Annotated in this window: 26 protein-coding genes; 16 read left to right on the forward strand and 10 right to left on the reverse strand. The window is 64.4% G+C overall.

Annotated features, from left to right (window positions below):
- Positions 1–56 precede the first annotated feature (56 nt).
- The 3 genes from NR187_RS33005 to NR187_RS33015 all read left to right on the forward strand — a co-directional run bounded on the left by NR187_RS33005 (position 57) and on the right by NR187_RS33015 (position 3,241).
- On the forward strand, positions 57–2,549 hold the full coding sequence (locus NR187_RS33005; RefSeq protein ID WP_256809199.1) for a TonB-dependent receptor: 2,493 nt from the start codon (positions 57–59) through the stop codon (positions 2,547–2,549).
- Positions 2,550–2,711: 162 nt separating this feature from the next.
- Positions 2,712–3,011: a hypothetical protein gene (locus NR187_RS33010; protein ID WP_211387090.1), complete on the forward strand. Its 300-nt coding sequence runs from the start codon at positions 2,712–2,714 to the stop codon at positions 3,009–3,011.
- The gene (locus NR187_RS33015; RefSeq protein WP_211387091.1) at positions 3,008–3,241 is read left to right on the forward strand and encodes a hypothetical protein; all 234 of its coding nucleotides are present in this window, start codon (positions 3,008–3,010) and stop codon (positions 3,239–3,241) included. Before NR187_RS33010 ends, NR187_RS33015 begins: the two co-directional genes overlap by 4 nt.
- A gap of 37 nt (positions 3,242–3,278) precedes the next feature.
- Here NR187_RS33015 and NR187_RS33020 read toward each other — a convergent pair whose 3' ends face one another.
- Genes NR187_RS33020 through NR187_RS33030 form a run of 3 tightly spaced genes read right to left on the reverse strand, consistent with a single transcriptional unit; the run spans position 3,279 to position 6,804 of the window.
- Complete coding sequence (locus NR187_RS33020) at positions 3,279–4,304, reverse strand: ABC transporter permease (protein ID WP_211387092.1); 1,026 nt, start codon at positions 4,302–4,304, stop codon at positions 3,279–3,281.
- Positions 4,301–5,818 (reverse strand): sugar ABC transporter ATP-binding protein, encoded by a 1,518-nt coding sequence (locus NR187_RS33025; RefSeq protein WP_256809200.1) that lies wholly within the window; start codon positions 5,816–5,818, stop codon positions 4,301–4,303. Before NR187_RS33025 ends, NR187_RS33020 begins: the two co-directional genes overlap by 4 nt.
- Positions 5,819–5,850: 32 nt before the next feature.
- Positions 5,851–6,804 carry a sugar-binding protein gene (locus NR187_RS33030; RefSeq protein WP_211387094.1) on the reverse strand — a complete coding sequence of 318 codons (954 nt, stop codon included), beginning with the start codon at positions 6,802–6,804 and terminating at the stop codon, positions 5,851–5,853.
- A gap of 527 nt (positions 6,805–7,331) precedes the next feature.
- On the opposite strand from NR187_RS33030, the gene NR187_RS33035 reads away from it, so the two are divergent.
- Both NR187_RS33035 and NR187_RS33040 read left to right on the forward strand, forming a co-directional pair.
- On the forward strand, positions 7,332–7,499 hold the full coding sequence (locus NR187_RS33035) for a hypothetical protein (RefSeq protein ID WP_211387095.1): 168 nt from the start codon (positions 7,332–7,334) through the stop codon (positions 7,497–7,499).
- A 61-nt stretch (positions 7,500–7,560) separates the two neighbouring features.
- A complete protein-coding gene (locus NR187_RS33040; RefSeq protein WP_256809204.1) occupies positions 7,561–7,968 on the forward strand; it encodes a hypothetical protein in 408 nt (135 codons plus the stop codon).
- A gap of 83 nt (positions 7,969–8,051) precedes the next feature.
- On the opposite strand, the gene NR187_RS33045 is transcribed toward NR187_RS33040, so the two are convergent.
- Positions 8,052–8,468, reverse strand: coding sequence for an SRPBCC family protein (locus tag NR187_RS33045; RefSeq protein WP_256809206.1), 417 nt, complete (start codon positions 8,466–8,468; stop codon positions 8,052–8,054).
- Positions 8,469–8,752: 284 nt separating this feature from the next.
- Positions 8,753–9,451, reverse strand: a complete 699-nt coding sequence (locus tag NR187_RS33050) for a GntR family transcriptional regulator (protein WP_256809208.1) — start codon at positions 9,449–9,451, stop codon at positions 8,753–8,755.
- A gap of 137 nt (positions 9,452–9,588) precedes the next feature.
- Between NR187_RS33050 and NR187_RS33055 the strand changes: the two genes are divergently transcribed.
- From NR187_RS33055 to NR187_RS33085, 7 genes are all read left to right on the forward strand, one after another.
- On the forward strand, positions 9,589–10,488 hold the full coding sequence (locus NR187_RS33055; protein ID WP_211387099.1) for a VOC family protein: 900 nt from the start codon (positions 9,589–9,591) through the stop codon (positions 10,486–10,488).
- Positions 10,485–12,107 (forward strand): bifunctional 3-(3-hydroxy-phenyl)propionate/3-hydroxycinnamic acid hydroxylase, encoded by a 1,623-nt coding sequence (locus NR187_RS33060; protein ID WP_256809213.1) that lies wholly within the window; start codon positions 10,485–10,487, stop codon positions 12,105–12,107. Before NR187_RS33055 ends, NR187_RS33060 begins: the two co-directional genes overlap by 4 nt.
- Complete coding sequence (locus NR187_RS33065; protein ID WP_256809215.1) at positions 12,104–12,949, forward strand: fumarylacetoacetate hydrolase family protein; 846 nt, start codon at positions 12,104–12,106, stop codon at positions 12,947–12,949. The genes NR187_RS33060 and NR187_RS33065 overlap by 4 nt, the downstream gene beginning before the upstream one ends.
- Positions 12,950–13,033: 84 nt before the next feature.
- Positions 13,034–14,011, forward strand: coding sequence for a tripartite tricarboxylate transporter substrate binding protein (locus NR187_RS33070; protein ID WP_211387102.1), 978 nt, complete (start codon positions 13,034–13,036; stop codon positions 14,009–14,011).
- A gap of 125 nt (positions 14,012–14,136) precedes the next feature.
- Positions 14,137–15,600: a GH1 family beta-glucosidase gene (locus NR187_RS33075; RefSeq protein WP_211387103.1), complete on the forward strand. Its 1,464-nt coding sequence runs from the start codon at positions 14,137–14,139 to the stop codon at positions 15,598–15,600.
- 124 nt (positions 15,601–15,724) lie between these two features.
- Entirely contained in the window at positions 15,725–16,957 is a 1,233-nt protein-coding gene (locus tag NR187_RS33080; RefSeq protein ID WP_256809218.1) for an acetyl-CoA C-acetyltransferase, read from the forward strand.
- A 391-nt stretch (positions 16,958–17,348) separates the two neighbouring features.
- Complete coding sequence (locus NR187_RS33085; protein WP_200512102.1) at positions 17,349–17,651, forward strand: HU family DNA-binding protein; 303 nt, start codon at positions 17,349–17,351, stop codon at positions 17,649–17,651.
- A gap of 71 nt (positions 17,652–17,722) precedes the next feature.
- Here NR187_RS33085 and NR187_RS33090 read toward each other — a convergent pair whose 3' ends face one another.
- The 4 genes from NR187_RS33090 to NR187_RS33105 form a co-directional block, all read right to left on the reverse strand.
- Positions 17,723–17,878: a hypothetical protein gene (locus NR187_RS33090; RefSeq protein ID WP_211387105.1), complete on the reverse strand. Its 156-nt coding sequence runs from the start codon at positions 17,876–17,878 to the stop codon at positions 17,723–17,725.
- Positions 17,879–17,883: 5 nt separating this feature from the next.
- Entirely contained in the window at positions 17,884–20,274 is a 2,391-nt protein-coding gene (gene lon / locus NR187_RS33095; RefSeq protein ID WP_256809222.1) for an endopeptidase La, read from the reverse strand.
- 8 nt (positions 20,275–20,282) lie between these two features.
- Positions 20,283–20,666, reverse strand: coding sequence for an Hsp20/alpha crystallin family protein (locus NR187_RS33100; protein WP_211387107.1), 384 nt, complete (start codon positions 20,664–20,666; stop codon positions 20,283–20,285).
- 186 nt (positions 20,667–20,852) lie between these two features.
- Positions 20,853–21,422: a ferritin-like domain-containing protein gene (locus NR187_RS33105; RefSeq protein WP_256809224.1), complete on the reverse strand. Its 570-nt coding sequence runs from the start codon at positions 21,420–21,422 to the stop codon at positions 20,853–20,855.
- A gap of 143 nt (positions 21,423–21,565) precedes the next feature.
- On the opposite strand from NR187_RS33105, the gene NR187_RS33110 reads away from it, so the two are divergent.
- From NR187_RS33110 to NR187_RS33120, 3 genes are all read left to right on the forward strand, one after another.
- Positions 21,566–22,192: a MarC family protein gene (locus NR187_RS33110; RefSeq protein ID WP_211387109.1), complete on the forward strand. Its 627-nt coding sequence runs from the start codon at positions 21,566–21,568 to the stop codon at positions 22,190–22,192.
- A gap of 170 nt (positions 22,193–22,362) precedes the next feature.
- Entirely contained in the window at positions 22,363–23,016 is a 654-nt protein-coding gene (locus tag NR187_RS33115) for a class II aldolase/adducin family protein (protein ID WP_211387111.1), read from the forward strand.
- Positions 23,017–23,027: 11 nt separating this feature from the next.
- A complete protein-coding gene (locus NR187_RS33120; protein ID WP_211387112.1) occupies positions 23,028–24,815 on the forward strand; it encodes a chloride channel protein in 1,788 nt (595 codons plus the stop codon).
- A 53-nt stretch (positions 24,816–24,868) separates the two neighbouring features.
- On the opposite strand, the gene NR187_RS33125 is transcribed toward NR187_RS33120, so the two are convergent.
- On the reverse strand, positions 24,869–25,126 hold the full coding sequence (locus NR187_RS33125; protein WP_211387113.1) for a DUF2798 domain-containing protein: 258 nt from the start codon (positions 25,124–25,126) through the stop codon (positions 24,869–24,871).
- A 289-nt stretch (positions 25,127–25,415) separates the two neighbouring features.
- Here NR187_RS33125 and NR187_RS33130 point away from each other — a divergent pair, with 289 nt between their 5' ends.
- Positions 25,416–25,805: a hypothetical protein gene (locus NR187_RS33130; protein ID WP_211387114.1), complete on the forward strand. Its 390-nt coding sequence runs from the start codon at positions 25,416–25,418 to the stop codon at positions 25,803–25,805.
- Positions 25,806–26,027: the final 222 nt, after the last annotated feature.

Raw genomic sequence — 26,027 nt, forward strand, 5'->3', positions numbered from 1 at the left:
CCTCGACCAACCGGCGAAAATCAAAACAGCCGGTGGTCACGGATGGGAAGGCAGGGATGGGCAATCGTCTTTGGCGTGTTGGATTCAAGCGTCTTGGGTGCAAGCGTCGTTTGTTGATGGCGTCGGTTTCGAGCGGGCTGGTGTCCGGGCTGGTCTTCGCGGCCCCCGTGTGGGCGGCACAGGACGAGGAGACCAACGTCCAGAACCTTCCGCCGGTCGAGGTGACCGCGCCGCCGCCGGCGAGCGTGAGGCGCAGCGCGCCAACGCGGCCGGTCGCGCGTGTCGGGGCGGCGTCATCCGCCAGCCCGAAGACGCGCCTTTACGTCTACCCGACCTCGCCGGGCACCGGCCGGGGTCTCGACGTCGACAAGGTCCCGTCGGCGATCAACGCCGTGGATGCCAGCCAGATCAGGCGCACCGGCTCGCTGAACGTCACCGATGCGCTCCGCGACAACATCGCCGGCGTGAACATCACCGAAGTCACCGGCAATCCGTTTCAGCCGGATGTCGAATTCCGCGGCTTCGTCGCCTCGCCCGTGACCGGCACGCCGCAAGGCCTTGCGGTCTACCAGAACGGCGTCCGCATCAACGAAGCGTTCTCCGACGCCGTCAACTGGGATCTGATCCCGACCGCTGCGATCAGGTCGGTGACGCTCGTGACCAACAACCCCGCCTTCGGCCTCAACGCGCTGGGCGGCGCGATCAATCTGCAGATGAAGGACGGCTTTACCTATCAGGGCGCGGAGCTCGATCTGATGGGCGGCTCGTTCGGCCGCATCCAGGGCTCGGCGCAATGGGGCAAGACGGTCGACAAGAATTACGCCGTCTATGCCGCGCTCGAGGGCCTGCACGACAACGGTTTCCGCAACTTCTCCCAGTCGGACGTGCGGCGCTTCTACGGCGACGTCGGCTACAAGGCCGGTGACAGCGAATTCCACGCCAACATGGGCGTCGCCAAGAACGATTTCGGCGCCAGCGCCACCGTTCCCGCCGAGCTGCTCGACAAATATTGGGGCGCGACCTACACGACCCCGCAGACCACCTCCAACCGCGTCGGCTATCTCAACCTGACCGGCAAGGTCGATGCGACGCCGACCTGGACGCTCGAAGGCACCGCGCATGTGCGCCGCTACGAGCAGAAGCTCGTCGACGGCAACCCGACCGACGCGCAGGAATGCGCCATCGCCGGGCTGCTGTGCTTCGGCGACGACACGACACCGGCGAATGGCACGAGCGGCGTGCAGCTTGCCAATCCGTATCCTTCCGGGACCATCCTCGGCGAGATCGACCGCAGCTCGATACGGTCGACCACCTTCGGCGTGTCGGGGCAGGCCACCAACACCGATCAGCTGCTCGGGCACGACAACCGCTTCGTGATGGGCGCGACCTATGACGCCAGCGTCACGCGCTACAACGCCACCGCCGAGATCGGCTCGATCGGAGAAAACTACGTCGTCAGCGGCAGCGGACTCTTCCTGGGGCCGACCGGCGTACCTGATACCGTTGCCGGTCCCGTCTCGCTGCGGACCGTCAACCAATATAACGGTCTCTACGCGATGGACACGTTCAATATCACCGACGCCTTTGCCGTCACCGGCGGCGGCCGTTTCAACGTGGCGCGCATCTCGCTGGAGGATCAACTCGGCACCGATCTAAACGGCGATCACACCTTCACCCGCTTCAATCCGGTGATCGGCGGCACCTACAAAATCACGCCGGAGCTGACCGCCTATGCCGGCTATTCTGAGGCCAACCGCGTGCCGACGCCGCTGGAACTCGGCTGCTCCGATCCGGCCCGTCCCTGTCTCATTGCCGCGTTTCTCGTCTCCGATCCGCCATTGAAGCAGGTCGTGTCCAAGACCGTGGAAGCGGGCCTGCGCGGCAGCAGGGAGCTGAACATCGGCACGCTCGGCTGGAAAGTCGGCGGCTTCCGCGCCACCAATTACGACGACATCGTCGCTATCCCCGTTCCCGGCCGCACCGGCTTTGGCTATTTCTCCAATGTCGGCCGGACCCGGCGGCAGGGGCTCGAGGCCGAAATCAACATCAAGTCGTCGACGCTTCAGTTCCAGGCGAGCTACGCCTTCGTCGATGCGCGCTTCCTCGACGCACTGACCATCGGCTCGAACAGCCCGTTCGCCGACGCCGACGGCAACATCCAGGTCTCGCCCGGCAACCAGCTTCCGGCGATCCCGCGTCACCGCGTCAAGGTCGGCGTGGACTATGCCGTGACCGACGTCTGGAAGGTCGGCGGCAACGCGATCTTCGTCTCCAGCCAATATCTGGTCGGCGACGAGTCCAATCAATATGCGAAGCTGCCGTCCTATACCGTGTTCAATCTCCACACCTCCTACCAGGTGACCAAGAATTTCCAGCTCTACGGCAAGGTCGACAACATCTTCGACAAACGCTACGCGACCTACGGACAGTTCTTCGACACGGGAGCCGTGCCCAACTTCACCAACGGCGGCGCCGACTTCAACGACCCGCGTTCGCTCAGCCCGGCAAGGCCGCGCGCGTTCTATGCGGGGATGAGGGTGACGTTCTGAGCCCGGCCCGGCAAGCCCGGGGCCGGTGTGGGTAACGAGGAGGGGGGGGCTTCGTCGGTGCGCCGGCGCGGCGTGTCGCCACGGCTGTGTTCTACCTCAGGCCGATTGACTCATTGTTCATGTTTTGTTCTTATGCTGGTCGTCCAGCCAAGGGAGCGAGCCATGGACAACCGCATCAATGAAATCCGTAAGATCATCAGGGCGTTACGTATCAGCATGCGTGAGGCTGAAGCGATCATGCATGAACAGATCAACCGGGACGAGGACTGCACTTTCGTGGCCAACGAGGTCATGAAGATGCGTACGGTAATGAGCGGGCTCGTCCAGGAGCGGGCCGCGCTCGGAGACACCGACCCGATCGTCGTCGCCAGCCTGTTCGTTCCCCGCCGAAAGCCGACGCCGCCGCGCCTCCGTATCGAGCGGCGTCGTCTCGTCCCGCCGCGAGAGGCGGCACGGGCATGAAAGGACAGAGGCCGACCTATTTCTCCGACATGCAGGAGCCGCCGGAATTTTTGAAGGCGCTCGATCATGCGCGGCGCCTGTCCTGCCTCGAGGGTTGGTGCCGCATGCACATCGAGGCCATCCAGGTCGCGATCGACCAGTACGCGGAAGCAGCTCTCGGCAATCGGGAGTTCTTCCTCAACAAGCCGCACAGCATCGGCGGAAGTCGCAGCAACGGCGACGTGCCGTGACATCGAGGACCCGTCCCGGTGCCACGCTGTCCGCCGCCTACTCCGCCTTCGCCCGCCCCAGCGGTGCGGCCGCGACGCTCGTTTGCCCCAGGCCTTTGGCCGCACTCGCGCGATGCCGCCGCTGGACCAGATACTGATCGCCGAGCACCCCGGCCAGGATCACCGTTCCCATCACCGCGAAATTGAGCGAGCTCGGAATGCCGAGGAGGTTGACGAGATTCTGCAGCATCTGGAGCAGCACGGTGCCGAGCACGACGCCGATAATCGAACCTTCGCCGCCGCGCAAGGAGCAGCCGCCGAGCACGGCGGCGGCGATGGCGTAGAGCTCGTAGAACGAGCCATGCACGGCAGGCGAGATCGAGCGGGTGTACATCGCGATCAAGATTGCGGAAAACGCGGTCAGGCCGCCGCAGATGATATAGGCCGAGATGGTCACCCGGTTTGAGCTAATGCCGGAGTAGCGCGCCGCTTCTTCGTTTTTGCCGACGGCATAGAGATAGCGGCCGAACACGGAGCGGTGCAGCGCCACCCAGGCGATGACGGTTACCACCGCGAGCGCCACCACGCTGTGCGGCAGCGGGAAGCCCAGCACGTTGGTGCGGCCGGCGGTCAGCCATTCCAGCATGGGAAAGCTCGCACCGAAGCCGAAGCCCGCCGTCGCGTCCTCGGTGTAGTAGCGCGCCGCGCCGCGATAGATCAGAAGACCGCACAGCGTCACGACAAAAGGCTGGATCCGCATCCTGGTTACCAGGGTGCCATGTATCAGGCCGATCGCGAGCCCAGCCGCGACGATCATCGCGACTGCGGCGATCCAGTTGATGTCATGATTGACGATGAGGTCGATGAAGAGGACGCCGAGCAGCGCGATCACGGAACCAACCGACAGCTCGATTCCGCCGATGATGATCACAAAAGCTTCCGCGATGGAAAAGATGCCGAACAGTCCGACCTGGTTGGCGGTGTTGGAGAGATTGCCTACGAACAGGAATCTCGGATTGATGAGGGCGACGACGGTTCCAACCACGAGGATCAGAACCAGAAGGCTGAGGTCTTTCTTTGTCAAATTCCCTCCGCCTCAACTGAGTGGCCGACTGCGAGCTGGAGCACATTGTGCTCGCTGAACTGGCTGCGATCAAGGAAACCCGAGATCGCGCCCTCGTGCATGACTGCGATCCGGTCGCTGACCCCGATCACCTCCTCCATGTCGCTGGAGATCATCAGGATCGCGACGCCGGCGTCGGCCAGGCGGCGCAGCATGTCGTAGATCTCCTGCTTGGCGCCGACATCGACGCCGCGCGTCGGCTCGTCAAAGATCAGAACCTTCGGCCGCATCGACAGCCATTTGGCGAGCACAACCTTCTGCTGGTTGCCTCCCGACAGAGAGCGGACCGCGGTGGCGACGTCGGGCGCGCGGATATTGAGACGCTCGCGCTGGCGCGAGGCATTCTCGTTTTCGCGCGCCGTATCGACCAGCCAGAAGCGCGAGTAGGACGCCAGATCGGGCAGCGAGATGTTTTCGGCGATCGAGACGTCGAGCAGCAGGCCCGAGATCTTGCGGTCCTCCGGAACCAGATAGATGCCCCGATCGATGGCGGCGCGCGGGCTGGCGATGCGGATCGGCTCGCCATCGAGTCTCATCGTGCCGCCACGCAATCGGTCGATGCCGAAGACGGCGCGCGCAAGCTCCGTGCGTCCAGAGCCGACGAGCCCGGCCAGTCCAAGAATCTCGCCGCGGCGGACGGACAGGCTCACGGTACGGTCCGGATAGGTGTCGGTGACGGCATTGATGATCTCGATCGCGCTGTCGCCGGGCGGTGCAGCCGGCGGAACGTAGAGCGATTTCAGATCACGGCCGATCATCAGCCTGATCATCGCCGCCGGCGAGAGCTCCGCGCGCGTGAGCGCGCCGACCATGCGCCCGTCGCGCAACACGACCGCGCGGTCGGCGCACTGCATCACCTCGTTGAGGCGATGTGTGATGAAGATGATGCTGACGCCGTGAGCTTTCAGGCCGGCGACGACCCGCATCAAGCGGTCCGTCTCGGTGAGCGTCAGGCTCGAGGTCGGCTCGTCCATGATGACGAGACGGGCATCGAGCGAGAGCGCCTTCATGATCTCGACGAGTTGGCGCTGCGCCAGCGACAATTCGGCGAGCGGCGCGTCCGGTGCGAAATCGCAGCCCAGCCGCTCGAGCAGCGGAGCGACATCGGCATAGAGCCGTTTGCGGTCGATCAGCCGCAAGGGCCCGCCGTGCACGGGCTCGCGGCCGATGAAGACATTGCCGGCGACATCGAGATTGTCAAAGAGGTTCAATTCCTGATGGACGAAGGCGATGCCCGCCTTGATCGCATCCGCCACGGCGAGCGAGCTTCGCTCGATGCCGTCGACGCGGATCACGCCGCCGCTCGGCTCCACGATTCCGCCGAGCACGCGCATCAGTGTGGATTTGCCTGCCCCGTTCTCGCCGACCAGGGCAATCACCTCGCCGGCCGACACCTCTAGCCCGACGTGGTCGAGAGCGACCACGCCGGGATAGATCTTGCTGATATCGACCAGCTCGAGAAAAGGCTCTGGCATGGCAGGCCGCGCTGCGCGCAGCACCGATCCTCCTACTTCTTCAGCATCTGCTTCATCGAGCTCATGAAGTCGTCGACGTTCGCCTTTTCGATGACCTTGCCCGGCACGATGATGATGCCGTTGGCCGGAATGCCCGACTTGTTGCCGCCGATGTAATTCGCCATCAGCTTCATGCCCTGATAGCCCCATTCGAACGGCTGCTGCACCACCGTGCCCACGATGGTGCCTTCCTTGACGCCGCCGAGGGTGATCGGATCCTCGTCGAAGCCGATGATCTTGATCTTGTTGAGCTTGCCTGCCTCCTTGAGTACCTCGTAGATGCGCGGCGTGTTGTAGGAGTAGAAGCCTACGAGGCAGCTCACATCGGGCATGGCTGCGAGGATGTCCTCGACATTGCGCTTGGCACGGGTCTGGTCGATCTCGTCGCCGCGGACGTCGACGAGCTCGACCTTCGAGCCTTTGATCGTCTCCTTCACGCCTTCGATGCGCTCGCGCGCATTGTCGGCGCCGGGCAGGCCCACGAAGCCGACGCATTTGCCGCCGTTAGGAAGCGCCTTGACCATCAGCTTTCCCGCCTCCTTGCCGAGATCGGTGTTGGAGGAGCCGATATAGGCCACGCGCTTGGATTGCGGCGCGTCGCTGTCGGTGGTGAACAGCACCGTCTGGGACGCAACCTTGTTGAGCTGTTCGGTCTGGTTCTTCGGATCGACCGCGCTGACCATGATGCCAGCGGCACCGGCGGCGACGAGGTCATCCATCACGCGCTGCTGCACGGCGGCGGCAGCCTGTTCCGGATATTTGAACTGGAGTTCGTAGTTGGGCAGTTCGCCCTGCGCCTTCTTCATTCCGGCCTCGGCGATCTTCCAGAAGTCGGATGCGCCGTTGACGACGAAAGCCAGAACCTTCTTGTCCGCCGCATCAGCCGAGCCGACGCCCAGCGCTATCGCGAACGCAACAGACACACCTGCAACCAAGAGACGCTGCATATCATCCTCCCCTTAGGCGGTCGGCCTTTGATGACGGCCAACTCTGCTTGAGCTCGAATTGAGCGCATGCCTCCGTCCCCGAGATGCGTGCAGATCAGCCGCCATCCGCGACTTCGCGGCAGAGGCGGGTCACCGGCTACCTCGCGAGGTGAAATGAGGCACGTACCTCAACGTAGCAGAAGCACGCCGAGCGTGCAATTGAAAGCGAGGTTCATCGCAATTCTAAGCGGTGCTTGGCTCGGCATCGCCGCCATCCTGCAAGCAAGGCGGCGGCGTGCGCTGCCGACGGTTGCGGCGCAACATGCAGAAGCAGGAGGCTTATCAAGCTGGTCCACTCTCAGCTACCCGCCTTGGGTGGAGCATCGGAGATTGACTCGGACATCGCACCAGCGTTTGCCCCTGCGCGCCTTTTCGAGCGCCGGGGCACCCCTCGCGCCTTAACCGCTCGGAAACCATGGCAAATGATCCGAAAACTTTAACGAAACTGTTCGGCTGTCTCTGCGTCGGTTCGTCGGAGGGCCCGTCCGATGACAGAGCACCAGTTGAGAGAGCAGGAATTCCAGATCGCGCGCTACAGGCGCTTGGAGCGGGAGGTGACCGATCCGCTTGCCGCATGTCTGCTTCATGGCATCATCGAGGACCTTGAAGCCGAGCTGCGCAGGGACAGACCGGATTGGCACGGGCCGCGCGATTAACGCTTTGTTAGCGCTGATCATGCGGATGATGCACGCGGGAATGCCAGGGGAGACAGCTCCCATGCTCAAGGACGGCAGCTACACGGCGTGGTACAAGACGCCGCTCGATCAAGGCACCGGCATAGTCCATGTCCCAGACGGACAGATCTGGGGCTGCGACAGCCTGATGACGTATCACGGCTTCTGCAAGGTCGACGGCGATCGCTTCACCGCCACCGTATCGACGAAGCGCCACACCGACGGACGTGCAACGGTCTTCGGCGTCGACGATGAGCTCACGCTGGAGATCGAGGGAAGCTGCCCGGGCAAGGTCGCGACCTACACGGCGACGGCCGTGCAGGTGCCGGGAATGATCCTCCAGGGTACCCTCATTCGCACGGAGCAGCAGCCGCCCGCACCTGAACGAACCGGGCAGGCCGCTTCGTTCAATCCCGACAAGCTGCCGAAATTGCCGAAGCGCTCGCGCTGATCGCGGAAACCATTTGGTTGATGGCTGCTGCCGCGCGTCGCCCCGACCTTGAGGGACGCGGTGGTCGTCTGCCCCACACGCCGTCACGATGTCTTCTTCCTTGCCTCCACGTGTCGTGCGAAATTGTCGAGGATCGCCTGCCAGCCGCCTTGCTGCTGCTCGACCGAGTGCGTCGCTTCGCTGTCGAAGGTGATGCGGACGACAATGCCCTTCGGGCCGGGCACGAACTCGACTTCGGCCTTGCGATCGCCGAACGCGTATTCGATCCGCTTGTGCTCGTCGATTTTCGTGTAGGTGCCGGCGAAGTCGAAGCCGATGCTGCCGTCCTTGGCCTCCATGCGTGACGAGAAGGCGCCGCCTTCGCGCAGATCGACCGTCGCCCTGGTGGTGTGCCAGTCGTTCGACGCGGCGTTCCACTGCATGATGTCGGAAGGCGTTGTATAGGCACGCCAGACCTGATTGATGGGGGCTGCGACGCTGGTTTCGACGGTGATCCTCATGGGGCATTGCTCCTGGTTCGATTTCGACGGTTCAAGGTGACGCGTCACGTCAGTGCGCGGGGGCCATCTACGGCACGTCCTGGATGCGTCCATCCAAGGACGATCGAAACCGGTCCGTGCCGACAAGGTCGAGCCGTTGAACATATGAAAAATGCGTCGTCCGAATGTCCGTGGGGAGCGCAGCGACATGCTGCGACTCGAGCGGCGGGTCCTAACCTGACGGGCGGCCCGGCCCGCCGGCTCTTTCGAAACCGCTGGACAGCCGCCATTGTGCCGCCGCCGAGCTACGCCAGTAATCCGTCGAAGTCGGAATAGATGACGTCGGCGGTGCGCTGATAGTGCTGCTGAAGCAGGTGCACGGCCTGCTCGCTATTCTTGGCGAGCACTGCCTGAAGGATGTGACTGTGCTCAGCACCGACCTTGCGTGCCGGATACGCCTTTGCAATCGACATCATGCGATAGCGATAGAGCCGGTCGGCGAGTTGCTCGCAAAAGCCGAGCAGCGGCCGTGAACCGCAAAGACCGATCAGCGTCGCGTGGAACGCGCGGTGCACCTTCTCCCAATCCGGATTGTTCTCGAATGTATCGGGCTTGAGCGAACGCGGCGTACGATCGAGCCGGTGATGCGCAACCAGCAGAGCCTCTTCCCAGGTCTGGGTCGCATTCTGCATGGACTCGCGCAGCGCCAGGCCTTCGACCCAGCACCGCGTCTTGGTCAGTTCCTGAAGCTCGTCCTTGCTGACCTCCTTCACATAGAAGCCGCGCTGCTCCATGCCGACGACGAACTCTTCCGTGGTCAGGCGATTGAGGGCCTCGCGCAGTGGGGTCTGCCCGACATTGTACTGCTCCATGAGGAAGCGCGACTGCAGCTTGCGTCCGGGCTCCAGCCGCGTGGTCAGGATGTCGGCTTTCAGGCGCGCATAGATCGTCGTCGCCAGTGTGGCCGGCTGGTCCGCCCTCGGGGTCTGCAGGTCAGAGTTCATGAGCGTCCATCAAAATCGTCAACTCATTCTGTACATTAGCAGGCTTCCAGCCAGTAATTTATAAATTTTATACTTTACTGTCGCTTTTTTACATATTATGGACTTGCCACTGTTCGCGCGTCTGGCGAGGAAGCCCAATGTCCGATTTTCCGGTGGCGGCCCTGCGCAGCGTCGAGATCACGACGCCGCACCCTACAGCTTCGCTCGATTTCTACACTGGGGTCTGGGGTCTCGCCGTCGCGGCGGAAGCGGACGGCACGGTCTACCTCGCGGCGACGGGCGGCGATTTCCACGTTCTCGAGCTCACGCCCGGCGAGACCACCTCGCTGCGGAAAGTCAGCTTCCGCACCCGGTCGCGCGAAGACCTGCACCGCCTGTTCGAACGCGCGCGGCGGGCTGGCTGTGAGGTGGTCAGTGTGCCCGCGCCATCGCCGGTACCGTCGGGCGGCGAAAGTTTTATGGTTCGGGAGCCGCAAGGCTGCGCCATGGAGTTCGTCCATGGCGACCGCACCAGGGCGGCGCGCGTGGTGGCGGACCGGCCGGAGCGGCTCGCGCATGTCAACATCAACAGCGTCGATGTCGAAAAACTCTCGGCATTCTACCAGGAGACGCTCGGTTTCCGCCTGTCGGATCGGTCAAAACTGATGGCGTTCCTGTGCTGCAACAGCGACCACCACGCGGTCGTGCTCGCGGAAGCCCCTCGCAATGGCCTCAATCACATTGCCTTCCTGATGCCTGATCTGGAGTCGGTCATGCGCGGCTCCGGCCGCATGGTGGACCATGGCCATCCGATCGGTTGGGGCGTCGGCCGTCACGGCCCGGGCGATAATGTGTTCGCCTATTTCGTCGATCCGACCGGCGCAGTCATCGAATACACCGCCGAAGTCCTGCAGATCGACGACAGCTACGTCGCGAAAGGTCCAGACGATTGGGTCTGGCCGCCAGGACGAACGGATCAGTGGGGCATTGCCCCGCCCAAGTCCGACGCCTGCAAGACGGCACAGCTTGCCGTTCCCTTCACGACGGCGCGCGCATGACGGAAGCGGCCGCCACCGACCATGACGTGCTCGTCGTCGGCTTCGGGCCGACCGGCGCCGTTGCCGCGGGCCAGCTCGGCCGCCTCGGTCATCGCACACTGGTGATCGACCGTCTCGCTGACGTCTATGACAAGCCGCGCGCGATTGCGCTCGATCACGAGATTTTTCGACAGTTCGACAATATGGGCCTCGCTGAGGCGATCGCACCCCATGTCGAGCCCTTCACCGCGTCGGAGCATTTTGGCGTCGACGGCCGGCTGATCCGCCGCGTCGACATGGTCGCAAAGCCCTATCCACTCGGCTACACGCCGAGCATGGTGTTCAGCCAGCCCGCGGTCGAGGCCGAGCTGCGCCGCCACGCGAAAAGCTTTTCCAATGTGCGCGCCGAGCTCGGCGTCGAGCTGATCGATCTCGTTCAAGCCTCCGATCGCGTCGAAGCAAAGTTGAAGGAGACCAACGGAAAGCGCCGCTCCGTGACCGCGCGCTATGTGCTTGGCTGCGACGGCGCCTCGAGCACGGTGCGCGAGATCGCAGGGCTTGGGCTCGAGGATCTCATCTTCGACGAACCCTGGCTCGTGGTCGACGTGCGCGTGAACGAGAGCGCGCTGCACAAATTGCCGCTATGCTCCGCGCAATTCTGCAATCCGGCGCGCCCCGTTAGCTTCCTGATTGGCCCGAAGAACCACCGCCGCTGGGAAATCATGCTGCTGCCGGGCGAGGACGCGCGGCAGATGGAGCGGCCGGAGAATGTCTGGAAGCTGCTCGCGCCCTGGCTCACCCCACAGGACGGCGAGTTGTGGCGGGCGGCCTCCTATCGTTTCCACGCCCTCGTTGCAGACGTCTGGCGCAACGGCAGAATCCTGATCGCCGGCGACGCCGCACATCAGCAGCCGCCCTTCATCGGCCAGGGCATGTGCCAGGGCGTGCGCGATGCCACTAACCTCGTCTGGAAGCTGGATCGGGTGCTCAGGGGCGTGTCTTCCGACAGGCTGCTCGACAGCTACACGGTGGAACGCAAAGCCCACGTGATCGAGCTGACCGGCAAGATCAAGGCGATCGGCCAGTCGATCTGCGAACGCGATCCCGTCGCGGCGCGGCGGCGTGATGCGCGCATTCTGGCCGAAGGCGGCGGCAAGCCGCTCCAGATCACGCGGCAAGAGATCATTCCGCCGCTGCGCGCGGGCCTTCTTGCCAATCACGAAGGGCCGGCACGTGGCAGTCTGTTTCCACAGCCGCGCATCGCAAGCGCCGGCACGGTCCGCCTGCTCGATGAGGTGACGGGACCAGGCTTGCGCGCGTTCATCGACGGCCGCCGCTCCGACGCCGCCGACCTCCTGGCTCTCTGCACCGCGCGCCCGTACCTGTTTGCAGCGGCCGTCGCACCCGCCGGCTCCGGCGCACCCGATGTGCTCCAGGAGACCGAGGGCGTGCTCGCGAGCTGGTTCGACCGTCACGATGCCATCGCCACGATCGTGCGGCCCGATCATTACGTTTTCGGCACGGCGCGCACCGCCGCCGAACTCGGCGATCTCCTGCGCGAGATCGAGGCGCGTCTGCACGACGTCCCGGCCGGGCGAGACAGTCACAATTTTGATCCGACAATGGAGAGAACGCCGTGAAACTGGCAACTGTAGCGATCGACGGCCGCACCACCTGGGGCTTGGTCGAAGCCGAGACTTTTTTCGATGCCGGTGCTGGGCTCAAGGCGCGTTACGCCGACCTCAAGGCTGCCATCGGTTCGTCGCTGGCCGGCGTTGCGGATGCAAAATCCGCGGCGGCTGCCGTTCCGGTCTCCAAGGTCAAATGGCTGCCCGTCATCCCGAACCCGGACAAGATCCTGTGCGTGGGCCTGAACTACGAGACCCACCGCAAGGAAACCGGCCGGGCCGAGGTCGAGCATCCCACCATCTTTTCGCGCTATGCCAACAGCCAGACCGGACATTTGCAGCCGATCGTGCGGCCGCGCGTCTCTGCCGACCTCGACTTCGAAGGCGAGCTTGCGGTCATCATCGGCAAGGCCGGCCGCTACATCTCCCGCGCCGACGCCATGAGCTACATCGCCGGCTATTCCTGCTACAATGACGTCAGCATCCGCGATTTCCAGCGTCACACCCATCAGTTCACGCCGGGCAAGAATTTTCCTGATACCGGCGCATTCGGGCCGTGGATGATGACGCCGGACGAGCTCGGTCCGCTTGGCGAGCTCAAGCTGGAGACCCGCCTGAACGGACAGGTCATGCAGGAGGCGCGGATCAAGCAGATGATCTTCGATATCCCGCGCCAGATCGAATACTGCTCCACGTTTACGCGGCTTGAGCCCGGCGACGTCATCGTCAGCGGAACGCCGGGGGGCGTCGGTGCGCGGCGCGAGCCGCCGCTCTGGATGAAGCCCGGCGATGTCGTCGAGATCGAGGTCGAACGACTCGGCGTGCTGCGGAATGTCGTCGCAGACGAAGCCTGATCGAAAGCCCGCCGCCGGCGACGGCGTGCGGGGCGCTACCGACCAATAAAAGCCCGCAAAGCGGGATCTCCAGGGAGGAACATCATGTCCGGACTATCCCGTCGTCTGCTGCTTGCCGGCGCTGTGCTTTGCTTTTCCCTTCCGGCCTTCGCGCAGTCGTGGCCGGAGAGGCCCGTGACAATCGTCGTGCCGCAGCCGGCGGGCAACAGCCCGGACGTGATGTGCCGCGTCATCACGGAAAAGCTCTCGCGGACCCTCGGACAGCAGTTCATCGTCGAGAATCGTGCGGGTGCCGCAAACCTTGTCGGCACGCAGTCGGTCGCCCGCGCAGCTCCAGACGGCTATACGTTCCTGTTTGCTACATCCGCCGCGCTCGTGACCAACCCCTACACCTTCAAGAAGCTCCCCTACGATCCCATGAAGGATTTCGTGCCGGTTGCCATGGCGGCCAGAAGCAATCACGTCCTTCTCGTCAATCCCGAGCTGAAGGCCAATACGTTGCCGGAATTGATCAAGCTGGAGAAATCGGCGCCTGGTTCGTTGAGCCTGGCCGTCGACGGGGCACGCAACCTTTCTGGTCTGATTGCCCAAGCCATCAACAAGAGCGCCGGAACCAGCTTTGTCCTTATCCCCTACAATACGACCACGAATGCGGTCCAGGACGCCATCACGGGCCGTGTCCAGGTAACAATCCAATCGGCGTCCATCGCCGAGGCTTTCATCAAGGCAGGTACGCTTCGACCGGTTGCCGTTGCCGGAGCCAAACGGATCGACTCCCTGCCGGACGTTCCCGCGATCGCGGAGGCGCTGCAAAGCGTCGATCTCCAGGGCTGGTTCATGTTCATGGCGCCGGTTGGCACGCCCGCCGACATCGTTGAAAAGCTGAGCGCCGAGATTGCGCGTGCTCTGGAATCGCCTGACGTGCGCGAGCGAGCTCCCACCCTCGGCTTCGACGTCCGTATCGGTGATGCGGTGACGCCTGGGGGCGCAAAGCGTTTCCTCGAAAACCAGCTCGCCTCTTCCGGCAAGATCATTCAGGGGCTTGGCATCGAACCTGAATAGGGACCCGCGCAGCGGGGAGCGTCCTTCCGCATTTTTGCATCGTCAGCTCTCGGCTCCACTGCTTCCCATATCGCCCGTGACCGGCCATTGTGCGGCCGCAACAACCATCTCGGGAGGCAGATTCAATGTCGGACAAGGTCTCGCGTCGCCAGTTTGCCAAGCTGGCGGGATTGTCCGTGGCCGGAGTCGCAAATTCCGTGGAAGGCGCTGACGCGAAGCCGGCCGCAGCGCCACGCGGCGGAAACGGCTTTCCGGCGGGCTTCGTCTGGGGCACGGCGACTTCGTCCTATCAGGTCGAGGGCGCGGTCAACGAGGACGGGCGAGGGGCCTCGATCTGGGACAGCTTCGTCCGCATCCCCGGCAAGATCGAGGACGGCACCACTGGCGACCGCGCCAACGAGCACTATCACCGCTACAAGGAGGACGTCGCGCTCATCAAGGCGCTCGGCTGCAAGGCCTATCGCTTCTCGGTCGCCTGGCCGCGGCTGTTTCCGGACGGCGACGGCAAGCCCAACCCGAAGGGGCTCGACTTCTACAACCGGCTCGTCGACGAGCTCCTGAAGAACGGCATCGAGCCGTGGCTGACGCTCTATCACTGGGACCTGCCGCAATCGCTGCAGGATCGCTTCGGCGGTTGGCGCTCGACGGAAACCTGCAAGATCTTCGGCGACTACGCCGCCTATGTCGCCAAGCATCTGACCGACCGCGTCAAGAACGTGTTCACGCTGAACGAGAGCGGCCGCTTCGTCTATTTCGGCTACGGCATCGGCATCGACGCGCCGGGCTTGACGCTGCCGCAGGCCGAGGTCAACCAGATCAGGCACAACAGCGCGCTGGCGCACGGGCTCGCGGTGCAGGCGGTGCGCGCCCACGGCCGGCGCAGCACCCGCGTCGGGCCGGCCGAGAACATAGATGCCTGCGCGCCCGCGATCGACACGCCGGAGAATGTCCGCGCCGCCGAGATCGCGCTGCGCGAGCTGAACGCCGGCTATCTCAACGTCATCATGACGGGCGAGTACACCGACGCCTTTCTGAAATTCGCCGGGCGTGACGCGCCGAAATACACCGATGCGGAGCTGAAGATCATCTCCTCGCCGGTCGATTTCCTCGGCCTCAACATCTACGCGCCGCAGCACTACGTGGTGGCCTCCGACCAGGGCGCCGGCTTCATGCCGCTGCCGATCCCGAAATCGTTCCCGCACATGAACTCGGACTGGCTGCGCGTCGGGCCCGAGACGATCTACTGGGTGCCGAAGCTGGCGGCAAGGATCTGGAAGGCGGATGCGATCTATATCAGCGAGAACGGCACCTCCGGCGAGGATGTCGTCACGCCCGACGGCAAGATCTACGACACTGACCGCATCATGTATCTGCGCAACTACCTCGCCCAGCTCCAGCGCGCCGCCGCCGAGGGCGTGCCGGTGCGCGGCTACTTCCTCTGGAGCCTGATGGACAATTTCGAATGGGTGTTCGGGCTCAACAAGCGCTTCGGGCTCTATCACGTCAATTTCGACACCCAGGTCCGCACGCCCAAGCTCAGCGCCAGCTTCTATCGCAACGTGATCGCGAAGAACGCGGCGGGAGCGTAAGCGCGCAGTGCCCGATTTTACGCGCAGCGGAAAATCCGCCCTCAGTAGCATAAAAGCCGCGCATTGACTCCCCTCTCGCCCTGATTCAAAACCACATCAACACTCATAACAAGAGGACACGCCGATGGCTGACGCGCTGATCATCGATGCCTGCCGGACACCGCGCGGTGTCGGCAAGGCCGGCAAGGGAGCACTTTCCGGCATTCATCCGCAGCAGCTGGGCGCAACGGTGCTACGCGCGCTCGCCGAGCGCACCGGCATCAATACCGCCGATGTCGACGACATCGTCTGGGGCTGCAGCGCGCAGGTCGCCACGCAAAGCGGCGATCTCGGCCGCATGTCGGCGCTCGATGCCGGCTACGACGTGCGCGCCAGCGCAGTGACGCTCGACCGCTTCTGCGGCTCCGGCATCACCAGCGTCAACATGGCTGCAAGCTCGATCATGGCGGGCGCGGAAGACCTCGTCATCGCCGGCGGCTGCGAGATGATGTCGATGGAAGGACGCCGCGGCGGCGGTCCGATGATGATGGACGGCGGCAATCTGCGCCTGCGTGCGCGGCATCCGCAGTCGCACCAGGGCGTCTGCGCCGATGCGATCGCAACGCTCGAAGGCATCACGCGACGGGACGTCGATGCGCTCGGGCTCGAAAGCCAGAAGCGCGCCGCGCATGCGATGGCGAACGGCCACTTCAAGAAGAGCCTCGTGCCGGTGCATCGCGAGGACGGCAGCCTCGCGCTCGACCATGAGGAATATCCGCGGCCGCAGACCACGATGGAAGGGCTTTCCGCGCTGAAGCCGGCATTCCCCGCCATCGCCGACCATGCGCTCGACGACAAGGGCACGACCTATCGCGGCCTGATCCTGCAGAAGTACCCGGACCTCGAGATCGACTTCATGCATCACGCCGGCAACTCGTCCGGCGTCGTCGACGGCGCCGCTGCGATCCTGCTCGCTTCGCCCGCTTACACCAGGGCGCACGGCCTCAAGCCGCGTGCCCGCGTCGTTGCGATGGCGAACATAGGGGACTCGCCGACCCTGATGCTGAACGCGCCGGTGCCGGCGACGCGCAAGGTGCTGGCCAAGGCGGGGCTGACCATCGACGACATCGACCTGTTCGAGATCAACGAGGCCTTTGCGGTGGTCGCGGAAAAATACATCCGCGACCTCAAGCTCGACCGCGCCAGGGTCAACGTCAATGGCGGCTCGATCGCGCTCGGCCATCCCATCGGCGCCACCGGCTCGATCCTGATCGGCACCGTGCTTGACGAGCTCGAACGGCGCGACCTCAAGCGCGGGCTCGTCACCATGTGCGCTGCCGGCGGCATGGCGCCGGCGGTCATCATCGAGCGCGTCTAGCCTTCCTTCTTCGCCTCTCCCCGCTTGCGGGGAGAGGTCGGATTGCATCGTCAGATGCGATCCGGGTGAGGGGGGCTCTCCGCAAGTCCAGCTCTCACGATGCGATCTAGCCTTATTTTTCAGGGTGAATCGCGCTCCTCCTCGTACAAAGAGGCCGGTCGTCGCTTGTCGAAAGCATCGAATCAGCTTTAGCAAGGCTGCGTGCGGGCCTTTGAAACAAGGTAAAATCCGCTGCCCGAGGCTCCTCCCGCTCAGGAAGTAGCTAAAAAGCAGGGTTTTTTGCCACAGGGGGCCAAAAAAGCCCGTAAAACCGCGACAAAACTGTGCAGAAGGCTCTAGGCCTTCGCCGGTTGGTCTAATATGCAACCGGCAACGAATCAGAGGAGACACGATGCCAGCCCAAATGTCCAAATCGCAGTTGATCGAAAAGATTGCGACCGCCACCGAGCTTTCCAAGCGCGACGTCAAGAGCGTCATGGAGACGCTGACCGACGTCGGCCACAAGGAGCTCAAGAAGAACGGCCTGTTCCTGGTGCCGGGCTTCGCCAAGTTCGTGGTCATCAAGAAGCCCGCGACCAAGGCGCGCAAGGGCACCAACCCGTTCACGGGTGAAGAGATGATGTTCAAGGCCAAGCCGGCCCGGAAGATCGTCCGCGCCCGCCCGGTCAAGGCTGCCAAGGACGCCGTGTCCTGATAAAGCAAAGGCCCCCTCGCAGGAGGGGGCCTTTTGTGTTCGATGACCCGCGAGGGCTGAAGCGGAGGGGCTCAGCCTTTGCGGCGCTTCACCCGGACCGGGATCGGCTGAAGCCGCGGCCCGGGTCCTGCGAGCCCATCGCGAACCCCGTCGATGGCGCGATCGAGCAGCCGGCGCAGCCGCTGCGTTGTCCGCGATTTCTTCGCTCTTTCCAGTAGTTTCTTCATCGCATTCACTCCGCCGCTTCGACCTTGGCTTCGGCCGGCTCGAGCGCTGCGGCGATGGCCTCGTCGACGCGCTCCAGCCAGATGAATTCGAGGTTGTCCCGCGCGCTCTTCGGGATGTCGTCATAGTCCCGCTTGTTGCGCGCCGGCAGCATCACCCGCTTCAATCCTGCGGCCGCCGCCGCCACCACCTTCTCCTTGATGCCGCCGACCGGCAGCACCAGGCCGCGCAGCGAGATCTCGCCGGTCATCGCGGTGTCGCTGCGCACCGTGCGATTGGTGAGCAGGGACGTCAGCGCAGTGAACATCGCAACGCCCGCGCTCGGCCCGTCCTTCGGGGTTGCGCCCGCCGGGACGTGAACGTGGATGTCGCTCTTCTCGAACAGCTGAGGATCGATCCCGAGCTGCGGGGCCTTGCTCTTCACCAGCGTCAGTGCGGCCTGCACGCTCTCGCGCATGACCTCGCCGAGCTGGCCGGTCAGGATCATTCCGCCCCGGCCGGGCACGCGAGAGGCCTCGATGAACAGGATGTCGCCGCCGACCGGCGTCCAGGCAAGGCCGGTGGCCACGCCCGGAATGCTGGTGCGCTGCGCGATCTCGCCCTCGAAACGCGGCTGGCCGAGCACGGTGGCAATGTCCTTTGCCGTCACCACGACCTTTGCCGCCGTGCCTTCGGCGACCTGCACCGCGGCATGCCGGAACAGCTTGCCGATCTCGCGCTCGAGGTTACGCACGCCGGCCTCGCGGGTGTAGCCCTTGACCACCAGCTTCAGCGCCTCCGGCTCGATCTCGGACTGGTCTGAAGTCAAGCCGTTGGCCTCGAGCTGCCGCCGCACCAGATAGCGTTTCGCGATCTCCAGCTTCTCGTCCTCGGTGTAGCCGGCGAGGCTGATCAGCTCCATGCGATCCAGCAGCGGGCCCGGGATCTGGTCCAGCATATTGGCGGTCGCAATGAAGACCACGCGCGACAGGTCGAACGGCACGCCCAGGTAATTGTCCCGGAACGTCCCGTTCTGCTCGGGGTCGAGCACCTCCAGCATCGCGGCGGAAGGGTCGCCCTGCACGCCGCGGCCCATCTTGTCGATCTCGTCCAGCATCATGACGCAGTTGCGGCTGCCGGCCTTCTTGATGCCCTGGATGATGTTGCCGGGCAGCGCGCCGATATAGGTGCGCCGGTGACCGCGGATCTCGGCTTCGTCATGCACGCCGCCGAGGCTGACGCGCACGAAGGGGCGATCCATCGCGCGTGCGATGGACTGGCCGAGCGAGGTCTTGCCGACGCCGGGCGGGCCGACGAAGCACAGGATCGGCGCCTTGCCCTGCGGAGCCAGCTTGCGCACCGCCAGATATTCGATGATCCGGCTCTTGATCTTCTCCAGGCCGAAATGGTCGGCATCCAGGATGCGGCGCGCTTCCTTGATGTCGATCGGCTTCTCCGCGGGCAGCGCCCAGGGCAGCTCGATCAGCCAGTCCAGATAGGTGCGGACCATGCCGGCTTCGCCGGCGGCCTCCGGCATGCGCTCGTAGCGGCGCAGCTCCTTCCTGGCATGCGCGTCCGCCTCCGGCGGCATGCCGGCCTTGGCGATGGCAGCCGTCAGCTCGGCGACCTCGGCCGCCTTGCCGTCGCCTTCGCCGAGCTGGCGCTGAATGGTCGCCATCTGCTCGCGCAGGATCGCCTCGCGCTGCCGCTCGTCGAACGAGGCGCGGGTCTTCTGGCCGATCTCGTTGCTGATGCGCAGCACCTCCAGCCGCTCGGCCAGATGCTTCGACACCTTCTCGACCCGCAAGGCGAGGTCGATGGTTTCCAGCACCTCCTGCTTGTCCTGCGGCTTGATGTCCATGAACGAGGTCGCCAGATCCGCCAGCGCGCCGGGCGCGGTGGTGCTCTGGAACATCGCGGCCAGCTCCGGCGGCGCCTGCGGCAGCAGCTCGATCGCCTCGATCGCCTGGCGCTGCAAATTCAGCGCACGCGCCTCGATCTCGGGCGAGCTCGTGGTCGGCTCCGGGATCTGTTGGATCCGCGCGGCCGGAAACGGCGTCCCCGGCAGGAAGTCGAGGATCCGCGCGCGCTGCACGCCCTGGCAGACGATGTGATGGGTGCCGTCGGGCGCGGTGATGTAGCGCACGATGTTGGCGATGGTCGCGACCCGGTAGAGGTCGTCCGGCCCCGGCTCTTCGGTCTCGGGGCTGCGCTGCAGCACGATGCCGACCGGCCGCTGCTCGCGCAGCGCCTGCTGCGCGGCGGCGACCGACTTCGGCCGGGCGATCGCAATTGGCGCGATGGCGCCGGGGAACAGCACCATCTCGCGCACGGGGATGATGATCAGTGCGTCTTCGGGGATCTTCACGTCGGACTCGGTGGAATTGCTCTGTGCGGTATTCATCTGTTCGGTGGCCATGATCGACCTCAGGATTTGGCGAGGCGCAGCGCGACGCAGCCGTCCATCACGAAGCGGCTGATGGCGTAGCGGCCAAGGGGCAATGCAATGCGGCGCTCAAAACGCCCCTGCGGCAGCTCGAGCCGGTGGATGCGGGCGTTGCGAAGCTCCGGCGGCAGCGTGCGCTGACCGGAGATGACGAGCACGCCGTCGTGGATCGCCGTCTCGACATTGTCGGGATTGACGCCGGGAAGCGCGACCAGGATCAGGAGCTCATGCTCGGTCTCGAGTACGTCGATCGGCGGCTCCCAGCAGGCTTCCTGGCGGCCGAACTGCTGGCGCAGCCGTTCGGCGCGGGTCAGCGAGTCCAGGGCTTCGGACAGCATCCAGTCGAGGGGATTTTTGGGTTGCATGGCAAAAACTCGGGGGAAGGCGCTACGGTTGGAAAGCGGGGATATGGGGACGGTTCCCCGAAATTCCAGCATCGCGCGTCTGGAGCATGCCTGTCCCTCGAACCGGAGGAGACCCTTGCAGTCAGACGCCTTCGGCGCAGCGGAGATGTTCCGCGGCGCCGAAGGCAACAATTGGGCGCGGCGCGTTCAGGCGGCGGCGCGGTAGTCCTCTTCCGCTTCGAGATTGATGACGGAGATGGCGAGCTCGGTCAGCGAGTGGTCGGTCGCCTCTTCCTCGTCCAGCGTCGCCTGGAGCAGCCTGGCGGCGTCCGGCATGCCGAGCTCCTCGGCCCAGGTGCGCAGTGTGCCGTAGCGGGAGATCTCGTAGTGCTCGACGGCCTGGGCTGCGGCGAGCAGGCCGGCGTCGAGGGCAGGAGCGTTCTTGAAGTCCTTCATGATCTCGGCACCCTCGTCGGTGATGCCGTTGATCGCTTCGCAGGGCTTGCCGCGGGCTGGCTTGCCCAGCATCTTGAAAATCTGGTCCAGCCGTTTGACCTGGCCCTGCGTCTCCCGCAGATGCTTGGTGAAGGCTGCGGAGAGCTGCTTGGAGTGAGCCGCCTTCGCCATCTTCGGCAACGTTTTGATGATCTTGTTCTCGGCGTAATAGATGTCCTTCAGCGTCTCCAGGAACAGGTCGCTCAGCATCTTCGGCGCCTGACGCGGGCGGCGCGCCGCGGTCTTTTTCGCGTTCGCACGTTTCTTTGCTTGCTTAGCCATAAATCCTCCTCTTGAGGGGCACGGGAAGGCGCTCCCGTCCTCAATCCTCGCGCGACCAAGCCTCTGCGGAGGCAAATGTTCCTCGCGAAGGCCGAGTCGAGCCGTTATGGATTGCGGCTGCACCTCGCGTGAGACCCATCCGCATGCTCGATTTCGCCCTGTCGGCCTTCGTGACCCTGCTGCTCGTGGTCGATCCCGTCGGCCTTGCGCCGGCCTTCCTCGCCGCGACCGGAGGCATGCCCGACAAGATCAAACGCACGATCGCGCTGCGCGCGCCGCTGATCGCGGCGTCGATCCTGGTGGTGATCGCGCTGATCGGAAACTGGCTGCTGCGCCAGCTCGGGATCGGCATCCCCGCCTTCCAGATCGCCGGCGGCTTGCTGCTGTTCGGCGTGTCCTACCAGATGATCTTCGGCGACCGTCCGCATCGCGAGGCCCGCGAGGCCGACAAGGCAAGCTCGGAGCATGCCTCCGATGTCGCAGTGTTCCCTCTGGCCATTCCCATGATGGCGGGTCCCGGCGCGATCGCAACCACGCTGCTGCTGACAGGCGACGCCGGCTACGGGCCGAGGCTCGCGATCATCATCGCGGTCGTGCTCTCCGTGTGCCTGCTCTGCATGCTCTGCTTTGTCTCAGCTCACCTGATCGCGCGCACCCTCGGACGTACCGGCAACGCCGTCCTTTCGCGCGTGCTCGGCATGCTGCTCGCGGCCTATTCGGTGCAGTTCGTGATCAACGGGATCGCGGCCGTCCGGGCAAGCTTGCCGTAGGGCCGCGACAATCTGCTAATGCGTTGATTTTCATCATTATTTCATGATTCTTCGAGGCGGCTGGCGCGATCGCGGGCGATCCGGTCCGCTTTCGCTTGCGCTGCCACATTGCTTTGACGTACTTCCCGTCCCACAAACGCCCATCGCCAAGAAGTCGAGATGAAATCGAGATGTCGGTGACAGCGGACGAACTCGTCAAGAGACAGGCCATCATCGACGCCTGCCGCCGCATGAACGCGCTCGGCATCAACCAGGGCACCTCGGGCAATATCAGTGTCCGGCATGCGGGCGGGCTTCTGGTCACCCCCACCAGCGTGCCCTATGAGGCCATGACGCCGGACCAGATCGTGCTGATGACGATGGACGGCTCGCACGCGCCCGATCAGAAGCCGTCCAGCGAGTGGCGCTTCCACCTCGACATCCTCAAGGCCCGGCCCGACGTCAACGCGGTCGTCCACGCCCATCCGACCTACTGCACCATCCTGGCGATCATGGGCCTGGAGATTCCGCCCGTGCACTACATGATCGCAGCCGCCGGCGGAGACAGCATCCGCTGCGCGCCCTATGCCACCTTCGGAACGGTGGAGCTGTCCGACCATGCGGTGCGGGCGTTGGAGGGACGGCTCGCCTGCCTGCTCGACCATCACGGCATGATCGCGATCGGCAAGTCGCTGGACAAGGCGATGTGGCTCGCCGTCGAGGTCGAGACGCTGGCGCGGCAATATCACGGCTGTCTCCAGATCGGAGAGCCGCCGCTGCTGTCGAGCGCCGAGATCGAGCGGGTCCGCCAGCGCATGTCCGGTTACGGCATGTCGGAAGGATAGGGCGGCAGCAGGTGTTCATGCGGATCAGACATCTCGTCGATCGCAAGGGGACGAACCGCACCATGGTTCGGCTGCGGGCGCTGCTGCGCAGCAACGAATTCTATCTGATCCCGCTCGCCCTCGTGATCGGCACGCTTGCCGGCGCGATCGTGACCCTGATGGCCGAGATCGCGCAGATCGCGCACGTGGTGATCTATGGCATTCCCATCGACGTCCGCCTGTCCGCCAATACGCGCATCAGCCCCTGGGCCGCGCTGCTCGCTCCCGCGCTGGGCGGCCTGGCGCTCGGCATCATGGAGTGGTGGCGGCGACGGCTGAAGATTTCCAGCGCGGTCGATCCGATCGAGGCGAACGCGCTGCGTGGCGGCAATCTGTCGATGCGCGACAGCGTGGTGGTGTCCAGCCAGACGCTGATCTCGAACGGCTGCGGCGCCTCCGTCGGCCTCGAGGCCGGCTATACCCAGATCGGCTCGGGCATCGCCTCGCTGCTCGGCAAGTTCTTCAATCTTCGCCGCAACGATCTTCGCCTGATCGTCGGCTGCGGCGCCGCCGCGGCGATCGCGGCGGCCTTCGGAGCACCGATCACAGGGGCCTTCTACGCCTGCGAGCTGATCGTCGGCGTCTATTCGGTCGGCAGCGCCGCGCCGATCCTGGCCGCCTCGCTCGCCGGCGCCTTGACCGCGCAATGGCTCGGCGGTGCGCCCTACTCGCTCGAAATACCCAAGGTCAGCGCCGTCGGCGTCGAGCAATATCTGGCGCTGATCGGGCTCGCGCTCGTCACCAGCGGCGTCGGCATTGCGGTGATGCGCTCGTCATCGATGTTCGAACGCCTGTTCGCCTGGCTGCCGGTGTGGCTGCGCCCGGTGATCGGCGGGCTCGTCGTCGGCGGCTTTGCGCTTCTCACGCCGCAGGTGCTGGCGGCCGGCCACGGCGCGATGGTGCTCGATCTGTTTCACGACATGACGATCGGCCTGATCGCGCTGATCATCGCCTTGAAGGTGACGGCCTGCCTGATCTCGCTCGCTTCGGGCTTCCGCGGCGGGCTGTTCTTTGCCTCGCTGTTCGTCGGGAGCCTGATCGGAAAGTTCTTTGCAGCGGTGCTGTTGCTGGTCAGCCCGAACTTCGTGATCGATCCGCTGGTCGCGATGCTGACGGGGATGGCGACGCTCGGCGTCGCCATCGTCGGCGGTCCCCTGACCATGTCGTTCCTCGTGCTCGAGATGACCCGCAACGTCGACGTCACCGCCGTGGTGCTGGCCGGCTGCATCGTTACCTCGATCTGCGTTCGCTTCATGTTCGGACACTCGTTCTCGACCTGGCGTCTGCACCTGCGCGGCGAGACCATCCGCAGCGCCAACGACGTCGGCTGGCTGCGCAACCTCACCGTCGAGCGGCTGATGCGCTCCGACGTCGGCAAGGTACCGTCGACGACGACGATCGCCGCGGTGCGCCGCGAATTCGCGCTGGGCTCGCGGCCTGGAATCGTCATCGTCAACAATGCGGACGAATATGTCGGGCTCGTCCTGCTGCCCGATCTGTTCTCCGGCGATCTCGACAGCATCGCCGACGAAATCCAGGTGATCGAACTCGCGCGCCTGACCGAGATCGTGCTGATCCCGGAAATGAACGTGAAGTCGGCGATGGCGGTGTTCGACGAGGCGGAAGCCGAGATGCTGGCGGTGGTCGATTCCACCGACAGCCGCAAGGTGGTCGGCTTCCTTACCGAGACTTTCGCCCGCCGCCGCTATGTCGAGGAGATCGACAAGGCGACGCGCGGCGTGCTCGGCGCGCTGTCGTAAGTGACGCGCCGGCCGGCGAGGTCGGCTTTGCCAGCCGCCGCAATCTGCGCCGGCTATCGGCCTGGTTGAGATGGGGAGGCGACGAGGCAAGCCACGATCCGGCGGACCAATGGCAGCACCATCAGCAGCGTCGGAAAGGCGACCAGCCATGACAGCGCCCAGGCGCCTGGCCAGGTTGCGAGGAACGCCGGCGTAGCGCCGAGGCTCCGAAGCGTGGAAATGATCGACACGACGGCCGTCATGAGGATGGACAGCACGAATGGCATCACGATCGGCGCATAGCGCGCCGGCAGTTTGCGAACCGCAATCATCTGGTTTCTCTTGGGAAAAGGACGCGTCAGTCACGTTGAACCCTGCAAATGGCATCGATCCCGACGGCGTCGGTTGATGCGTTGGTTCACGTCAAACGCTTACGGCGACCGAAAAACGGCGCGGCTGTTCATTATCCGCTCAGGTTGGATGGTTCAAGCTGCATCCGGTCGTTCGGTTTACAATCGTTCAAAGCGTGGCAGATTGCCGCGATCGCGAAACCATTTCAGTGGGTTGCGCGTTATGGTTCGTTTGCTTAGGTCACTTTTGGTGAGAACAGAGGACATTGAAATGAGTGATAGGACCGTAAGTTTGAGACTTGTCCGCAGCGCCTCGCTTGCCGCGCTCGCAGGCCTCGCCTTGTCTGCGGCTTCCGTTCCGCCTTCGTCTGCGGCGTCACCCGCGACGACAAAGGCACCGGCCGCAGCCCAGTCCTCATCGGACGCCACCGATTTCAGCGCCGCTCGCCGCCACCGCTATTATCGGCGAGGCCCGAACGCTGCAGGCCTCGCCTTCATGGGCGTGGCGGCAGGCTTGATCGGAGGTGCGATCGCGGAGAGCCAGCGCCGCGAATACTATGAAGACCACTACAATTATGGCCCGCGTCCTTACTACGGTAGTCCGGGATATTATGGCGGCGGTCCCTATTACGCTCCGCGTGGCTATTATCAGCCGTATTAGGCGCCTGTTCTCGTCGCGGTCTTGATCTCGCCAAGGGGCGGTGTTTTGCACCGCCCCTTGTTTCTTCCGCGCGGGCGTAGCGTTGCCGACCTGTGTCGCCTGCGCGTCAATCCTCTCTGAAAAAAATATTCCACTTTATCGAAATTCGGTTTTGGCGTATGTGTCGGCCATCCCGGCTCATCCTTGAGGGGCGATCTTGTGGTCGTCATGTTCGCGAGCCGG

It is taken from the genome of Bradyrhizobium sp. Bra64 (assembly GCF_024519875.1).
In the GTDB taxonomy this organism is placed as follows: Bacteria; Pseudomonadota; Alphaproteobacteria; order Rhizobiales; family Xanthobacteraceae; genus Bradyrhizobium; species Bradyrhizobium japonicum_G.

Excerpts from the sequence above, each read along its gene's own strand:
- NR187_RS33005 (WP_256809199.1), top strand. The coding sequence starts at position 57 with ATGGGCAATCGTCTTTGGCGTGTTGGATTCAAGCGTCTTGGGTGCAAG.
- NR187_RS33010 (WP_211387090.1), top strand. The coding sequence starts at position 2,712 with ATGGACAACCGCATCAATGAAATCCGTAAGATCATCAGGGCGTTACGT.
- NR187_RS33015 (WP_211387091.1), top strand. The coding sequence starts at position 3,008 with ATGAAAGGACAGAGGCCGACCTATTTCTCCGACATGCAGGAGCCGCCG.
- NR187_RS33025 (WP_256809200.1), bottom strand. The coding sequence starts at position 5,818 with ATGCCAGAGCCTTTTCTCGAGCTGGTCGATATCAGCAAGATCTATCCC.
- NR187_RS33030 (WP_211387094.1), bottom strand. The coding sequence starts at position 6,804 with ATGCAGCGTCTCTTGGTTGCAGGTGTGTCTGTTGCGTTCGCGATAGCG.
- NR187_RS33035 (WP_211387095.1), top strand. The coding sequence starts at position 7,332 with ATGACAGAGCACCAGTTGAGAGAGCAGGAATTCCAGATCGCGCGCTAC.
- NR187_RS33040 (WP_256809204.1), top strand. The coding sequence starts at position 7,561 with ATGCTCAAGGACGGCAGCTACACGGCGTGGTACAAGACGCCGCTCGAT.
- NR187_RS33045 (WP_256809206.1), bottom strand. The coding sequence starts at position 8,468 with ATGAGGATCACCGTCGAAACCAGCGTCGCAGCCCCCATCAATCAGGTC.
- NR187_RS33050 (WP_256809208.1), bottom strand. The coding sequence starts at position 9,451 with ATGAACTCTGACCTGCAGACCCCGAGGGCGGACCAGCCGGCCACACTG.
- NR187_RS33055 (WP_211387099.1), top strand. The coding sequence starts at position 9,589 with ATGTCCGATTTTCCGGTGGCGGCCCTGCGCAGCGTCGAGATCACGACG.
- NR187_RS33060 (WP_256809213.1), top strand. The coding sequence starts at position 10,485 with ATGACGGAAGCGGCCGCCACCGACCATGACGTGCTCGTCGTCGGCTTC.
- NR187_RS33070 (WP_211387102.1), top strand. The coding sequence starts at position 13,034 with ATGTCCGGACTATCCCGTCGTCTGCTGCTTGCCGGCGCTGTGCTTTGC.
- NR187_RS33075 (WP_211387103.1), top strand. The coding sequence starts at position 14,137 with ATGTCGGACAAGGTCTCGCGTCGCCAGTTTGCCAAGCTGGCGGGATTG.
- NR187_RS33080 (WP_256809218.1), top strand. The coding sequence starts at position 15,725 with ATGGCTGACGCGCTGATCATCGATGCCTGCCGGACACCGCGCGGTGTC.
- NR187_RS33085 (WP_200512102.1), top strand. The coding sequence starts at position 17,349 with ATGCCAGCCCAAATGTCCAAATCGCAGTTGATCGAAAAGATTGCGACC.
- NR187_RS33090 (WP_211387105.1), bottom strand. The coding sequence starts at position 17,878 with ATGAAGAAACTACTGGAAAGAGCGAAGAAATCGCGGACAACGCAGCGG.
- lon (WP_256809222.1), bottom strand. The coding sequence starts at position 20,274 with ATGGCCACCGAACAGATGAATACCGCACAGAGCAATTCCACCGAGTCC.
- NR187_RS33100 (WP_211387107.1), bottom strand. The coding sequence starts at position 20,666 with ATGCAACCCAAAAATCCCCTCGACTGGATGCTGTCCGAAGCCCTGGAC.
- NR187_RS33105 (WP_256809224.1), bottom strand. The coding sequence starts at position 21,422 with ATGGCTAAGCAAGCAAAGAAACGTGCGAACGCGAAAAAGACCGCGGCG.
- NR187_RS33110 (WP_211387109.1), top strand. The coding sequence starts at position 21,566 with ATGCTCGATTTCGCCCTGTCGGCCTTCGTGACCCTGCTGCTCGTGGTC.
- NR187_RS33115 (WP_211387111.1), top strand. The coding sequence starts at position 22,363 with ATGTCGGTGACAGCGGACGAACTCGTCAAGAGACAGGCCATCATCGAC.
- NR187_RS33125 (WP_211387113.1), bottom strand. The coding sequence starts at position 25,126 with ATGATTGCGGTTCGCAAACTGCCGGCGCGCTATGCGCCGATCGTGATG.
- NR187_RS33130 (WP_211387114.1), top strand. The coding sequence starts at position 25,416 with ATGAGTGATAGGACCGTAAGTTTGAGACTTGTCCGCAGCGCCTCGCTT.